At 61.9% G+C, this 14,249-nt stretch carries 14 protein-coding genes; 7 read left to right on the top strand and 7 right to left on the bottom strand.

Annotated elements, in window-relative coordinates; translation table 11 throughout:
• Nucleotides 1-25 precede the first annotated feature (25 nt).
• Complete coding sequence (locus G9X67_RS07830) at nt 26-2,110, top strand: bifunctional diguanylate cyclase/phosphodiesterase (protein WP_138386927.1); 2,085 nt, start codon at nt 26-28, stop codon at nt 2,108-2,110.
• Between the two features lie 102 nt (nt 2,111-2,212).
• Complete coding sequence (locus tag G9X67_RS07825; protein WP_138386928.1) at nt 2,213-3,766, top strand: hypothetical protein; 1,554 nt, start codon at nt 2,213-2,215, stop codon at nt 3,764-3,766.
• Between the two features lie 220 nt (nt 3,767-3,986).
• Here G9X67_RS07825 and G9X67_RS07820 read toward each other — a convergent pair whose 3' ends face one another.
• The 6 genes from G9X67_RS07820 to lgt all read right to left on the bottom strand — a co-directional run bounded on the left by G9X67_RS07820 (nt 3,987) and on the right by lgt (nt 9,969).
• A complete protein-coding gene (locus G9X67_RS07820; protein ID WP_163882283.1) occupies nt 3,987-4,919 on the bottom strand; it encodes a ribose-phosphate pyrophosphokinase in 933 nt (310 codons plus the stop codon).
• A 105-nt stretch (nt 4,920-5,024) separates the two neighbouring features.
• Nucleotides 5,025-5,846, bottom strand: a complete 822-nt coding sequence (locus G9X67_RS07815; protein ID WP_138386930.1) for a hypothetical protein — start codon at nt 5,844-5,846, stop codon at nt 5,025-5,027.
• A gap of 91 nt (nt 5,847-5,937) precedes the next feature.
• On the bottom strand, nt 5,938-7,089 hold the full coding sequence (locus G9X67_RS07810; RefSeq protein WP_017961468.1) for a Xaa-Pro peptidase family protein: 1,152 nt from the start codon (nt 7,087-7,089) through the stop codon (nt 5,938-5,940).
• Between the two features lie 5 nt (nt 7,090-7,094).
• A complete protein-coding gene (gene pgeF / locus G9X67_RS07805) occupies nt 7,095-7,889 on the bottom strand; it encodes a peptidoglycan editing factor PgeF (protein WP_138386932.1) in 795 nt (264 codons plus the stop codon).
• A 111-nt stretch (nt 7,890-8,000) separates the two neighbouring features.
• Entirely contained in the window at nt 8,001-9,101 is a 1,101-nt protein-coding gene (locus G9X67_RS07800) for a class I SAM-dependent methyltransferase (protein WP_138330402.1), read from the bottom strand.
• A 19-nt stretch (nt 9,102-9,120) separates the two neighbouring features.
• Nucleotides 9,121-9,969 (bottom strand): prolipoprotein diacylglyceryl transferase, encoded by an 849-nt coding sequence (gene lgt, locus G9X67_RS07795; protein ID WP_138386934.1) that lies wholly within the window; start codon nt 9,967-9,969, stop codon nt 9,121-9,123.
• 201 nt (nt 9,970-10,170) lie between these two features.
• Here lgt and G9X67_RS07790 point away from each other — a divergent pair, with 201 nt between their 5' ends.
• The 4 genes from G9X67_RS07790 to G9X67_RS07775 all read left to right on the top strand — a co-directional run bounded on the left by G9X67_RS07790 (nt 10,171) and on the right by G9X67_RS07775 (nt 12,502).
• Nucleotides 10,171-10,431 carry an accessory factor UbiK family protein gene (locus G9X67_RS07790; RefSeq protein ID WP_003541711.1) on the top strand — a complete coding sequence of 87 codons (261 nt, stop codon included), beginning with the start codon at nt 10,171-10,173 and terminating at the stop codon, nt 10,429-10,431.
• A gap of 389 nt (nt 10,432-10,820) precedes the next feature.
• Nucleotides 10,821-11,321: a YbjN domain-containing protein gene (locus G9X67_RS07785; RefSeq protein ID WP_003541709.1), complete on the top strand. Its 501-nt coding sequence runs from the start codon at nt 10,821-10,823 to the stop codon at nt 11,319-11,321.
• 1 nt (nt 11,322) lies between these two features.
• Nucleotides 11,323-12,150, top strand: a complete 828-nt coding sequence (gene proC / locus G9X67_RS07780; protein ID WP_171598441.1) for a pyrroline-5-carboxylate reductase — start codon at nt 11,323-11,325, stop codon at nt 12,148-12,150.
• 10 nt (nt 12,151-12,160) lie between these two features.
• Nucleotides 12,161-12,502, top strand: a complete 342-nt coding sequence (locus G9X67_RS07775; RefSeq protein WP_171598440.1) for a tRNA-binding protein — start codon at nt 12,161-12,163, stop codon at nt 12,500-12,502.
• A gap of 114 nt (nt 12,503-12,616) precedes the next feature.
• On the opposite strand, the gene G9X67_RS07770 is transcribed toward G9X67_RS07775, so the two are convergent.
• Nucleotides 12,617-13,312: an MBL fold metallo-hydrolase gene (locus G9X67_RS07770; RefSeq protein WP_171598439.1), complete on the bottom strand. Its 696-nt coding sequence runs from the start codon at nt 13,310-13,312 to the stop codon at nt 12,617-12,619.
• 287 nt (nt 13,313-13,599) lie between these two features.
• On the opposite strand from G9X67_RS07770, the gene G9X67_RS07765 reads away from it, so the two are divergent.
• Complete coding sequence (locus tag G9X67_RS07765) at nt 13,600-14,217, top strand: DUF1236 domain-containing protein (protein WP_168310655.1); 618 nt, start codon at nt 13,600-13,602, stop codon at nt 14,215-14,217.
• Nucleotides 14,218-14,249: the final 32 nt, after the last annotated feature.

The following is a 14,249-nucleotide window of genomic DNA, read 5'->3' as shown; positions in this document are numbered from 1 at the left end:
CGTCTCAATTTGCCGGTTGCCTCTCATGTTGCGCGTCCTTTCCTGTATCACCGTCGAACACAGCCTTCCGCATCTGATCTTCGCCACCATTATCTGTGTGCTCGGATCGATGCTGTCGATGCGCCTCTTCACCCGGGTGCGCCGATCGCAGGGGCTGCAGAAAACCAACTGGCTGTTTCTCTCCGGTTTCGTTGGCGGCTCGTCCATCTGGACGACGCATTTCATCGTCATGCTCGGTTACCAGACGCCGGTGGCGAACGGCTATGAGCCGACGTTGACGCTGCTGTCGCTGTTTGCCGCCGTCGCGACGACGATGATCGGCTTTGCCATCGCGTCAATCGCGCAGAAGAGCGCGCTTATCGAGGCAGGCGGCGTGATCGTCGGCCTCGGCATCGCGGTCATGCACTATGTCGGGATCGCCGGTTACGAGATCGAGGGTCGTCTCGAATGGCAGGCCTCCTATGTCGTCGCCTCGCTGGTCTTCGCCGGCTTGTTCGGCGCGGTCGCCACCAATCGCATCGGTCGGCCGATCACGCGTTTCTGCCGCCACGGGGCTGCCCTTTCGCTGATCCTTGCGATCGTGCTCACGCATTTCACCGGCATGGCGGGACTGACGATCCTGCCGGATGCCACTGTTGCGGCACCCACCGAGATCATCTCGGACGGCATCATGACCGGTCTTGTCAGCGCCGTCATGATCATCATCCTGGCGCTGGGTGCCTCCACCTATATCATCGACATGCAGTCGACGCAGGCAGCCGTCGAGCGTTACCGCCATCTGTCGCTGCATGACCCGCTGACCAATCTTGCCAATCGCGCCGCCTTCAACGAGCATCTGTCGGCTCTGGTCAACAAGCCGAAAGACATGACGGCCAATATCGCCGTGCTTTCCTTCGACCTCGACCGTTTCAAGGAAATCAACGACGTTCATGGCCACGCCGCCGGCGATGCCGTGCTGCGCGCCGTCGCCGAGCGGCTGTCCAGGATCATGCAGAACGGCCAGTTCGTGGCGCGGGTCGGCGGCGACGAGTTCGTGGCCGTCATGTGCGATTATTTCGTCCGTTCAGACGCCAAGGGACTGGCACAACGCATGCTCGACGAGATCGCCCGGCCGATCGAATGGAACGGCCATGCGCTCACCGTCGGCTCCAGTATCGGTATCTCCACCTATCCCGGACAGGCGGACACTTTGGACGACCTGCTGTCGCAGGCCGATATCGCCATGTATCGGGCAAAATCGACAGCGACCAACAGCATATGCTTCTACGAGCCCTCGATGGACCAGGCAGCGCGCGAACGCAACGCGCTGGCGAGCGAGATGCGGGAAGGATTGGCGCGCGGCGAATTCGAGCTGTTCTACCAGCAGCAGAATGACACGCTGACGCGCGACATCGTTGGCCTGGAAGTGCTCCTGCGCTGGAGACATCCCGTGCGCGGCTACATCTCACCCGTCGAATTCATTCCGATCGCGGAAAAGACCGGCTTTATTATTGAGCTTGGTGAATGGGTGCTGCGGGCCGCTTGCGCGGAAGCGGCGACCTGGAAGAACCCGCTGCGCATCGCCGTCAACGTCGCGCCGCAGCAGCTCGGCGACAACCGCCTACCGCAGATCGTGCATCAGATCCTTCTCGAGACCGGCCTGCCGGCGGCGCGACTCGAGATCGAGATCACCGAATCCGGCATCATCGCCGATCATCAACATGCGCTGCAGGCAATCCGCCGGCTGAAAGCGCTTGGCGTGAAGGTGGCGATGGACGATTACGGCACGGGTTATTCGTCACTGTCGACACTGCAGAGCTTCCCGTTCGACAAGATCAAGATCGACCGCGCCTTCGTCGACGGCGTCGTCACCAACAAGCAGTCTGCGGCAATCGTGCGTTCGACGCTCATTCTTGCGGCAAGCCTCGACATACCGGTGCTTGCTGAAGGCGTCGAAAACGAAGACCATATCGACTTCCTGCGACGGGAAGGCTGTCTGCAGGTGCAGGGCTTCCTCTTCGGTAAGCCGGGACCGCGCTCGGGCATCGAGGCGATCGTCAACGGCGAGGTGCCGGCCGTACAGCAGGAAAGGGTTCTTGCGCCGGCCGTGAAGAAATCCGCGGCCGCGTGAGTGGCAAATTGCCATTCTCTGCCGCAGCTGAGGTTGACATCGGCGCGCTTCGCATCTTTGGATGGCCCGCATTCAAAAAAGCGGCTGAGGAGAAATCGGACTATGCGTCTCAAACTTGTCACGGCAACGAGCTTGCTGGCACTTTGCCTTGTCACCACGGCCCAGGGTGTCGAGATCAATCAGGATGGCGCCAATGCGGTCAAAGACACGCTGACGAAGCTGCTTCCCGAGGATCTGGCGAAGAGCGGCCTGATCACGGTCAATCCGGCGGGGGCGCGATACGAGATCATCTACGATCTGGCGAAGCTGCTTGCCAAGGCCGATCCGGCGACATTCGCGATCAACGGGCTGACGCCGTTCTCGATGTTCGCCACGCCGCTCGACAGCGGGCTCTGGAACATCGAGGGTGACAACAACCTCAACGTTTCCGGCCATTTCAAGGGCCCCGACCAGAAGCCGACGGATTTTTCCTATTCCATCGCTTCGCTTGTCTACACCGGCGTCTTCGACCCGGCGATCAGCTATCTGCGCTCCGGCACCTTCACCGGCAAGGACATCAAGGTCACCAGCAAGTCCGACACCGAGGAAGTCCATGCCAGCATCGCCGCGATCGACCAAAAGCTGAGTTCGACGGACAGCGCGGGCGGCAACGGGCGTATCGATTTTGCGGGCAGCGGCTCGATGTCCACTTTCGTCGAGCAGGTTTCCGGCCTGCAAATGCCGCCCGTTGAAATCCGGGCTGATTCGATCGATTTCGATGCCAAGGTAAACGGCCTGCCGGCCAAGCAAATCCGCGAGATCGTCCTTTTCGTTCTCGACCATCTCGAAGAGAAGGAACTGAGCCCCGAAAACAGCGACAAGATAAAGGGAATGCTCAAGCAAGCCTTCCCGCTTCTTGCCTCGTTCAGCGAAACGATCGGGGTCAACAATCTGACCATCAGCAGCCAGATGGGCAATGGCGGCGTCAAGGCGTTCGATTACAATGTGGCTGTCGACGGGCCGAGCGACGCCATGCGTTTCGGCTTCGGCATCAATGCGCAGGATATCAGCCTCGACAGCCCGCTGATGCCGGCAAGCTATTCGCCTTTCGTGCCGACCAGCTTCGATCTGCAGCTGGCCATTCCGAATATGGATTTCGCAACCTTCGGCGACGCATTCATGGCGGTGGATTTCAGCAGCGCCGAGGCGCCTGAGACGAGCGGCGAGGAGATGGCGAAGAAGCTCTTCCGCGACGGCCGGCTCGCCGTCGAGTTTCCGAAGATCAGCGCCAAATCCGATGTCTACGACCTCGATATGACCGGCAAGATCGAGGGGCGGGTCGACACCGAAAAGGACTATTCGATGGAAGCGACGATCCTTGCCCGTGATCTCGACAAGACGATTGCCGCGGTTCAGGAGCTTGCCAAGACGGATCCCGATCTCAACCAGGTTTCCTTCGGCATCATGATGGTGAAGGGCTTCGCCAAGACCGATGCAGATGGCCGTTCGCGCTGGGACATCAGCATCAGCCGCGACGGCGCGATCGCCGTCAACGGGCAGGTGGTCAAGGGGCCGGATGGCCCGGACCAGGATCAAGATCAGGGGCTGGAGTCAGACCAGGAGCAGGAACCGGATCAGGGGCAGGACGCGGTACCTGCGCCGCCGCAGCAGCCTTGAGCGTTATCAATTGGGATCAGAAATGAAAAGAAGCCGGCCTTGTGCCGGCTTTTTTGTGCCCAACGATCGTAACGGCGGTTTATTCTGGGCTTTCGTAGTCGCCGAACGCGGCTCGGCGACAATCAACGGGCCAGCAATTCATGCGGCTCGGAGCGCATGCCCGGTAATAGCTTGGTCTCTGATGCAGAAATTGAAAGAGCCGGTCGAATGCCGGCTCTTTTTAATCGAAGAGGCTGGAGACGGACTCTTCCTGAGCCGTTCGGCTGATGGCTTCGCCGATCAGAGGGGCCGTGGTCACGATGCGGATATTGTGCGCCGAGAGAACCGCGGTGGTCGGCTGGATCGAATCCGTGATGACGAGTTCGCGCAGCTTCGAGGAAGTGACGCGGGTGACTGCGCCGCCCGAGAGAACGCCGTGGGTGATATAGGCGGTGACGCTGGATGCGCCCTTGGCCAGCATCGCGTCGGCCGCGTTGCAGAGCGTGCCGCCGGAATCGACGATGTCGTCGATCAGCAGGCAGTCCTTGCCGCTGATGTCGCCGATGATGTTCATGACTTCGGATTCACCCGGCCGCTCGCGACGCTTGTCGACGATGGCCAGAAGACAGTCCAGCCGCTTGGCAAGCGCGCGGGCGCGAACCACACCACCGACGTCAGGCGAGACGACCACGACGTTGCTGAGGTCATAATGGCTCTTGATGTCGCGCGTCAGCACGGGCATGGCGAATAGATTGTCGGTCGGGATATCGAAGAAGCCTTGGATCTGCCCGGCATGGAGATCGAGCGTCATGACACGGTCGGCGCCGGCTTCGGTAATGAGGTTTGCGACCAGCTTGGCGGAGATCGGCGTGCGGCCTGAAGCACGGCGGTCCTGACGCGCATAGCCGAAATAGGGAAGGACGGCGGTGATACGGCGGGCTGAGGAACGACGCATGGCGTCGATCATGATCAGCAGTTCCATCAGGTGGTCGTTTGCGGGAAAAGCGGTGGGCTGTACAAGGAAAACGTCCTCGCCGCGCACATTTTCCTGGATTTCCACGAAGATTTCCTGATCGGCAAACCTTCGAACACTGGCTTTCCCCAAGGGAACGTTGAGATAGTTGCAGATCGCTTCGGCGAGTTGCCGGTTCGAATTGCCCGCGAAAACCTTCATTTTGGTCCGCCTGTTACGCGCTGATAGCCGCGCTTTTTAGTCAGCTTCCCCGTGAATGCAAGGGCAAAGGCGCCACAGGCTTCCATATTTGCAAAAAGTTTGTGACTAACCGCCCTGAGCCTGCCGCCAGGAAGAGAATTCCGCGATGGTTTTCGAGGCGATCTGCTGCATCACCGAGGCTGGAACGCCCGCCCATGGATCGGCCGCGGCCGTCGGCACGCTTTCCTGGCCCTGGATGCGGTGCAGGCGGCCGCCGCCGCTGTCGAGAATGTCCCAGACATAGACCACGGTGACCTTGCCATCGTCGCTGAAGGCGGAGAGGTAGCCCTTGAGGATGTAGTCGCTGCTCGCGTCGTTCGAACTCTTGATGGAAAGGCCGTGCGCGCGCGCCTCGGCACCGAGCTGGCGCGAGAGCGGTGTCACGGCCTGCACCGGCGCGCCGATGATCGGTAGGAAGCGCACGGTATTGCCGCGGGCGGAGGAGGAACTGGGGGGGAGGGCGGCGGTCTGCTGCGGCTGTTGCGCCTCGGCCGGCGGAGCCGGTTGTGCGGCAAGCTCACCACTGGCCGCCGGCGGGGGCAGCGATTGTCCGTCGATCGGAGCAGAGGCGGCCGGTGAGGAGCCGCTTCTCGACAGGGCGTCTGCCTGTTCCTGCATCGTCGTCGGCGCCGCGCCGGTGCCGGGCCGATAGGCCCGCTGCGACTGATCATAGGCTGGATGGTAGCCGCCCTGCTGCGAGCTTCCCGAGAAACGCGGCTGGCGGGTGCCCGCCAAACGCTCGGCTTCGCTCTGCGTCACCGGGCTCGACGGGGCTCCCCCGGAGGAATTGCCGATATCGACCTGGGGCGTCAGCGCATCGGTCGTATTGCAGGCTGTCAATAGAGCCATGACGAACAGGAGCGTGGGCACAATCGCAGCTCGCGTCATCCCTTGGTCTGTCCTTCCCGCAATCGCAATCAGCCCCACCCGAATTTATGCGGGTGGGGACGGTCATCTGTCAATTCCGGATTCTCACCGGTCAGAGCCCGATGAAATCGAGCGGATGGCGGGATAGCGCGCGCGGCGCGTCCGCTGTCGTCAGATAGGTCTGGCCGAGCGTCATCGCCGTGCCAGTATCGGAATCGGCGATGATCATGTGCACGAAGAGCGACATGTTCGGCTCGATCGGCTGCGGATTGCCGACATGGAACATCTGATGCTCCATCCAGGAGGGCGAGAAGCGGGCGCCGAGCGAATAACCGCAGGCATTCAGCCGGTGGCGGGCCAGGCCGCGCTCGTCAATGATCCTGGCATGCATGTCGAAGACATCGCCAAAGGTCTGGCCGGGCTTGAGCACGGTCTCGATCGCCTCGATAGTTTCACGGCAAGCGTTATAAAGCTCGCGGTGGCGATGCGTCGGCTCGCCGATGACGATCGTGCGCATCATGGCGGCATGGTAATGCGCATAGGCGCCGGCCCATTCGAGCGTCAGCTGGTCGTTGGCGTCGAGCTTGCGGCGGCCGGCCTTGTAGCGGCAAAGCAGGGCATCGGCGCCGGAGCCGATGATGAACTCGTTGGCGGGGTAGTCGCCGCCGCCGGAAAAGATCGCGCCCTGCATGGCGGCGAGGATATCGGCCTCGTCGGCGCCAGGTTTTGTCAGCCGGATCGCGGCATCGAGCGCATCGTCGGCGAGAACGGCGGCGCGCTCGACATAGGCGACCTCCGTCGGGCTCTTGATCAGGCGCAGGCGGCTGACGAGGTAGGAGGCGTCGACGATCTGGCCGAAGGTGGTCAATTGTGCGTCGAGCAGCCGGGCGACGCGGCCGGTCATGCCGTGCGTATCATATTCGATGCCGATGCGGGCGCCGAGCAGGTCCATCTCGACCAGCAGGTTCTTCAAGTCGAGCGTCGGGTCGGCATTGACCCGGTCGACCCAGATATGGATGTCCTCGAGGATCGAGGTATGCCTGGCCTGGCGAAGATCGGCCGAGCGGGTGATCAGCGCCATGGTGCCGTCGCTCTTGACGACCAGCGTCTGGAAGAAGCAGTAGCCGAAGGTGTCGTAGCCGGTCAGCCAGTACATGCTTTCCTGGGCGAAGAGCAGCAAGGCGTCGAGCTTTTCTTCCTTCATCTTCTCGGTGAGGCGCGCAAGCCGGCTTGCGAATTCGGCCTTTTCGAAATGCAGTGCCATTCTGCTCAAGTCTCCCTGATTGATATCGCGGAAATCTGGCGGCCGTAATCCGGCTCCTTGCGATGTGTCGTCCTACGGTAGGAAAAGAAGCGCTCATTGTCCGGATAGGTGCAGAGGCCGAGGCTTTCGGCACGCACGCCGGCTTTCGTCAACCGGTCGACCGTCAGCGCCGGCAGGTCGAACATGGCGTGGCCGGGCGCTTCGGAAGGTACGAAAAAGCGCTCGTCCTCCGGGTTTTCGGCGACGAAACGCTCGACGAACTCAGGGCCGACCTCATAGCTCGCCTGGCTGATCGAGGGGCCGAGGCAGGCGACGATGCGAGCGCGGTCCGCACCGAGCGCCTCCATGGCGGCGATGGTGTTTTCGAGCACGCCCGTCAGCGCCCCCTTCCAGCCGGCGTGGGCGGCACCGATGACGCGATTGTCCGGGTCGGCAAACAGGATGGGTCCGCAATCGGCGGCGAGCACGCCAAGCGCAATGCAAGGAGTGCGCGTTACCATCGCATCCGCGTCGGGGCGGGCGCCGTCGTAATCGGCGCCGATCGTCACGACATCGGGGGAATGGACCTGATGCACGGTTGCCAGCCGCTCGACCGGCAAGCCGAACCAGGCGGCGACGCGACGGCGGTTCTCCAGGACCTTGTCGCGTTCGTCGCTGGAGCCGAGGCCGACATTGAGGCCGCGATACAGCCCTTCGGAAACGCCGCCGGCCCGAGTGAAATAACCGTGCCGGATCGTGGCGCCCGCCGCTTCGTTCAGGAGCGCGCTTTCGATCGGTGCGGGAGAGGCCGCGTCCTGCATCTGTGATTCCGGGGTTTTCGAGGGGTTTGTTATTATCCCAAGCGCATCGCATATACGGCGCGCTTCAAGTTCTTGTTTCGGGCGGATGTTGAACCAGCCGCGTGCGCCCTGTCAATCCACCGGACGAAAGGGCATGAGATCGAGGGCGGGATAGGAGACCGCCATCACCTTGAAGAGTTCGCCCATCCGGCCTTCACCGGCGCCGGCGAGCCTTTCGACCGCCGCCTGGATGACCTGCTGGGTTTGCAGCTCGCGATCGCGGCCGAGGGCGGTTGCGCGCTCGAGGATGCCGAGGCCGGTCAGGAAATCACCCTGATGCAGGGCGCCGTTCAGATGGAGGCCGGCCGCGAGCGCCGTTTCGGCGAGCTGCTGGAAGTCGACATGGCTCGTCAGATCGGCTTCGCCGGGATGGGCGAGCGGCGGGTCGAATTCATGCATGCGCACCGCCTGCAGCGTATCGCCAAAGCCGGTGACGAGATGGCCGTAGTCGATCGTAAGCGCCGTGCCGCCGAAGGTGCGCAGCCGCTCGCAGATCGCTATCATCACCGCCTGGCGGGCAGGCGAGATCTCAAAGAGGGTGCCGACCGGCACGTTCTGCACCGGTTCGGGAAGAAGCGTGGGATCGAGACCGGCGACGCCGGCGGCGAAAGTCAGCTCGCCATCGGCGTCGATACCGACCATGCGCTCACGGAAACCCGTCGGCATGCGGACGAACTGGCGGATCGGGATGGCGTCGAAGAGTTCGTTGGCGGCAATCAGCGTGAAGCCGGGCGGTACTTCGTCGAAGCCATCGTGCCAGGTGATCTTCTCGCCGTGGGGTTCGAGCGTCTGGCTCTGGACGTCGCGCAGCCGCTCGCTGGTTTCGACGAGATGCACGGTCATGGCGTCGAAAAGCGGTGGAGCGATGCGGGAGATGACGCGCAGCATGTCTGATATCATGGTGCCGCGGCCGGGGCCGATCTCGACGAGGCGCACATCAGTCGGTGTGCCGTGGCGCTGCCACGCATGGACGATGAAGACGCCGATCATCTCGCCGAAGATCTGGCTGACCTCCGGCGCGGTGACGAAATCACCGGAACGGCCGAAGGGCTCGCGGGTGCGGTAATAGCCGTGTTCGGGGTCTGCCAGGCAGAGCGAGAAATAATCGGTGACGCTGATCGGGCCGTTGGCCTGGATAATCGCCTTGATCTTTTCGCCTAGAGCGGTGGTCATGTCGCGCGTCCTGCCGTTTTCAGAGCTGCAGCGCAGCCTGGCGGCGAGCCCGCAGCATCGCCCAGAGGCCAAGCAGGATCATCGGGGAGGAGAGCACCATGCCCATGGTCAGCCAGTTCGTGCCGAGAAGGTAACCGAGCTGGGCATCAGGCTCGCGGAAGAATTCGACGAAGATGCGTGACAGCGCATAACCGCAGACGAAGACGCCTGTAATGAAGCCGGGGCTTTTCAGCGCGCGCAAGCCATAGACGAAGGCGGCCAGCACCAGGAGCAGAACGATGCCTTCGAGGCCGGCTTCGTAAAGCTGGCTCGGATGGCGGGCGAAGGGACCGCCGGTCGGGAAGACCACGGCCCAGGGCACGTCGGTCAACCGGCCCCACAGTTCGCCATTGATGAAATTGGCGATGCGGCCGAAGAACAGGCCGAAGGGAACGACGGCGGCGACGATGTCGAACAGGCTCCAGACCGGGATGGCGTTGCGGCGGGCAAAGAGGATCATCGCGATCGTCGTGCCGGTCAGACCGCCGTGGAAGGACATGCCGCCATTCCAGATCTCCAGCGCACGGACGGGACTGCGCAGGACGGCGGGGAGATCATAGAAGAAAATATAGCCGAGACGACCGCCGAGGACGACGCCAAGCGCTGCCCAGACGATGAAATCGTCGAGCTGCGTCTTTGATATCGGCGAGACGTTGCCGGGCCAGAGACTGTCATTGGCGGCGATGCGGCGCGCATAGGCCCAGCCGAGCAGGATGCCGGCGACGTAAGCGAGACCGTACCAGTGAATCGCCAGCGGACCGATCGAAAAGGCGATCGGATCGATATCCGGGAAAGGCATGATGGCAAGGAGATCGGCTGCTGTCGGCAAGGTTTTCCACCCGTTGAGTTGCGCGGAACATGCCGCTGCGATCCCGGACGGTCAAGTCCATTGTTCGTGATGGCCAGTTCCCGGCCGGTTCCGGCAAGCTTATCCCGTGTAAAGCGCTTGCATCGTCGATGGCGAAGCCCTACCTCAATCCTCGAGGCCCTGAAGGGCTGAATTCACCTCATGCCAAGGGAGAAAAACGCCATGACGACCGGAACGAACCGAATCATGGACGAATTCGCCAAGCTGATGACCGATGCGGCCGGTGCCGCCCAGGGCGTCCGCAAGGAGATCGAAACCGCCTTCAACGCCCAGGCCGAGCGTTGGCTGAACAGCATGGACATCGTCAAGCGCGAGGAGTTCGAGGCCGTGCGCGAGATGGCGATCAAGGCACGCGACGAGAACGAGGCGCTTGCCGCCCGCATCGCAGCGCTCGAGGCGAAGCTTGCCGGCGAGGGCGCTTAAGTCCCGATAAGACACAGATGCGGCGTTGCCTTCATGCCACACGCCGCATCTTCCGTAAAAAAACCAGGTGAGTTTTCCACCTGTGGACACTGCCAAAAAAGCCAATTCGCAGAGTCGCTTATTCTCCCTTCTGAATTGAATTTCGAAGAGCCTTTCCACAGTGGCCGGTCCTATTTTCCGTTCGGGGGGCTGGCAGGGGGCAAGGGGCGCTATACACTGATTTTAAATGATGATTCGAAGCGACTTGGTAAGCTCCGGGCAGGTTATCTGCGTTAAGTCTGGCAGCGGTTCAACGATCATCCGAGTGGTGGTTCCGGTATTTTGCGTGTGTCTTTCTTGTGTTCGTACACCAAGTTAGGTCGCATTCGTTCCGGTCAAGAAGGTGCTGCATGAACCTGATGGAATTGGAAGTCGAGCGTCAGTCGAACCCGGTCGATATGATCGAGTACGTTGCCTCCAACAACGACTGGTCGTTCGAACGGTCCGGCGAGGACGAGATCGCGATGACGGTCGAGGGGCGCTGGACGGACTACCACGTCTCCTTCTCCTGGATGGAGGAATTCGAGGCGCTGCACCTTGGCTGCGCCTTCGATATCAAAGTTCCCGACATCAGGGTCAACGAGGTGGTCAAGCTGCTCTCGGCGATCAACGGGCAGGTGCTGATGGGTCATTTCGACCTCTGGCGCCAGGAAGATGTTGTCATTTTCCGCCAATCGCTGCTGCTTGCCGGCGGTGCGGAGCCTACCAATCGCCAGGTGGAGGTGCTGCTTTCCAGCGCGCTCGATACCTGCGAGGCCTATTTTCAGGCATTCCAGTTCGTCGTCTGGTCGGGCATGGAAGCGACGAAGGCGATGGAAGCCGTGCTGTTTGAAACGGTCGGCGAGGCATAAGATGCCGACGAAGGCTTTCTCCTCGACACATCCCGTCGTTCTGATCGGTGCCGGAAACATGGGCGGGGCGATGCTCTCCGGCTGGCTGAAAAGCGGCGTTCCGGGCTCGGCCGTCATCGTTGTCGATCCCGGCCCGTCGCCGGCCATGCTTTCGACGATCAACGAGGCTGGCGCGACCCATCTGACCGCGCTTCCCACGGATTTGAAGGCAAGTGTGCTGTTCCTGGCGGTCAAGCCACAGGTGATGGAGACGGTGCTGCCGGCGGTGAAGAGCGCCGTCGGGCCGGACACGGTCGTCGTCTCGGTCGCAGCCGGCAAGACGCTCGGTTTCCTCAAGAAACATCTCGGCAAGGCCGCCATGGTGCGGGCCATGCCGAATACGCCAGCCATGGTCGGGCGCGGCGTCACCGGCGCGTTTGCGAATTCAGGGGTCAGCGATCCGCAGCGCGAACGCGTCCATTCCCTTCTGCGCGTCTCGGGGCCGGTCGAATGGGTGCCGGCGGAAGCCGATATCGATGCCGTGACGGCGCTTTCGGGCAGCGGTCCGGCTTATGTATTCTATCTCGTCGAATGTATGGCGGAGGCAGGCCGTAAACTCGGCCTGCAGGCGGACCTCGCCATGCGTCTTGCGCGGGAAACAGTCGCGGGGGCTGGTGAACTCATGCACCAGTCCCCCGACGACGCTTCGCGGCTGCGCGAGAATGTGACCTCTCCCGGCGGTACCACGGCGGCGGCGCTCGCCGTGCTGATGGCCGAAGACGGCATGCAGCCCTTGTTCGACGCAGCCCTTGCGGCGGCGCGCAAGCGGGCCGAGGAACTGGCTGGCTGACGGAGACCATATGGCCGAAGAGATCACCTACGCCGATTTCGAGCGTGTCGATATCCGCGTCGGAACGATCATCGAAGCCAGTCCCTTTCCGGAGGCGCGCAAGCCGGCGTTCAAACTCCTGATCGATTTCGGTCCTGACATCGGCATTAAAAAATCCTCAGCGCAGATCACCGTGCATTATACGCCGGAAAGCTTGATCGGCCGGCAGGTGCTCGGCGTCGTCAATTTCCCGCCGCGCCAGATCGGGCCATTCCGCTCGGAAGTACTGACGCTGGGTTTCGAGGATGAGAACGGCGCGATCGTGCTTGCTGCGATCGAACAGCCGGTGCCGAACGGCCAAAAGATGATGTGAGCGCGAGCTCACACTAAAGCGCGTCGCGTCGAATCGGATTCACGCGACGCGCTTCAAGTCTTTATTTTATGCAAGTCGTTATCCCAAAACCGCTGCGCACTTTGGGCGAATGCATCAGTTGTTCGGGGCTTCGCCTGACGTGGCCGCATCGGATCCTCTACGAGGTCTGATCTCCTGCAGAAATGGATTGCTTCGCCGCTCGTCGCCGATGCGGCTGCCGGGGCCGTGGCCACAGATGAAGCCGACGTCGTCGCCGAGCGGTAATACCTTGTCGCGGATCGAATCGAGAAGCTGCTGATGATTGCCGCCGGGCAGATCGGTGCGGCCGATCGAGCCGTTGAAAAGCACGTCGCCGAGATGAGCGAAATTCTGCGTGCGGTTGAAATAGATGACGTGGCCGGGGGCGTGGCCGGGTGTGTGATAGACTTCGAATTCATGGGCGCCGAAAGAGATCTTGTCGCCGTCCTTCAGCCAGCGGTCGGGCACGACGTCGCGCAATCCTGATATGCCGTATTTTTCAGCCTGGGTTTCGATCCGCTGCAGCAGCGGCAGATCGTCCTGATGCGGGCCGACCACGTCGATGCCGAGGGCCTCCTTCAATTCGCTGGCACCGCCGGCATGGTCGAGATGGCCGTGTGTCAGCCAGATTTCCTTGATGTTCAGGCCGTTCTGGGCAATCGCCTGCAGGATGAGCGGCACGTCGCCGCCGGGATCGACGACGACGCCTTCCTTGGTATCGGGATCGAAGAAGATGGTGCAGTTCTGCTGGAAGGGTGTCACCGGAATGATGCCGGCCTGGAGCATGCCCATAAGTGCCTCGCTTGGTGTCTCTGCTGCTTCGGGTATAGTCCGAAACCGCTGCAAGGACAGCCGGAATCTTCCACCATGGCGGCCTGCCTCACGGCAAAAAGACGGACTGCAACAAGAGTTTATGCCTCTCTTCGCCATTGCCATAGAGCGGAAAAATCGAATTTTGCTCAATTCTTCAAGGGACTTGGACGAAATCTCCCGCAAGCGGTGTTTCGCTGGGCGGAGGGCCGGGGAACATCGTGGAACCCCGTGCGTTGTCAGCCCATCGAAACCAAGGAGACGCTCACATGACCTTGAAGAGAAACATTCTGTTGGCTGGAGCCGTGCTCCTGGCAAGCGGTGGTCTTGCGCAGGCGGAGATGATGGCCACGACGGTCAATGATCTCAACGTTCGCGCCGGCCCGGGGCCGCAATATCCGACGGTCGGCCTTGCTACCCGCGGTTCGACCGCGGTGCTTGATGGCTGCATCGAAGGCAGCCGCTGGTGCCGTGTCGACGTCAACGGCATGCGCGGCTGGGTCTATGCCGATTATCTGCAGGTCGATCATGGCGGCAGCTCTGTCATCGTCGAACAGCACCGCGCCGAGATTGGCGTTCCCAGCGTGACTTACGAGTCCACCGCAAGTGTTGTTCCGGCCGATCCGCAGCCGGCACCGGGCGACGAGTTGCTCGGCCCCGTCGGAGCGGTCGAGACCATCACCCCGCCGGAGACGGTTCGCACCTATATCGACACCAATCCGGGCCAGACGGTACAGCTTGGCGGCGACGTCGTCGTCGGCGCGGAAGTGCCTGGCGATGTCACCTTCCAGACGATTCCCGACTACGAGTACCGCTATACGAGGATCAACGATCGGCCGGTGCTGGTCGATCCCGGTACGCGCCGGATCGTCTACGTCTATCAATAACGTGATCGACAGGAACTGAGGCGAGGCGGACA

The organism is Rhizobium sp. WYCCWR 11152, assembly GCF_013087615.1.
GTDB classification, from domain to species: domain Bacteria; phylum Pseudomonadota; class Alphaproteobacteria; order Rhizobiales; family Rhizobiaceae; genus Rhizobium; species Rhizobium indicum.
The sequence above is the reverse complement of the archived record's forward strand: the minus strand, read 5'-3'. Positions and strand labels throughout refer to the sequence as shown.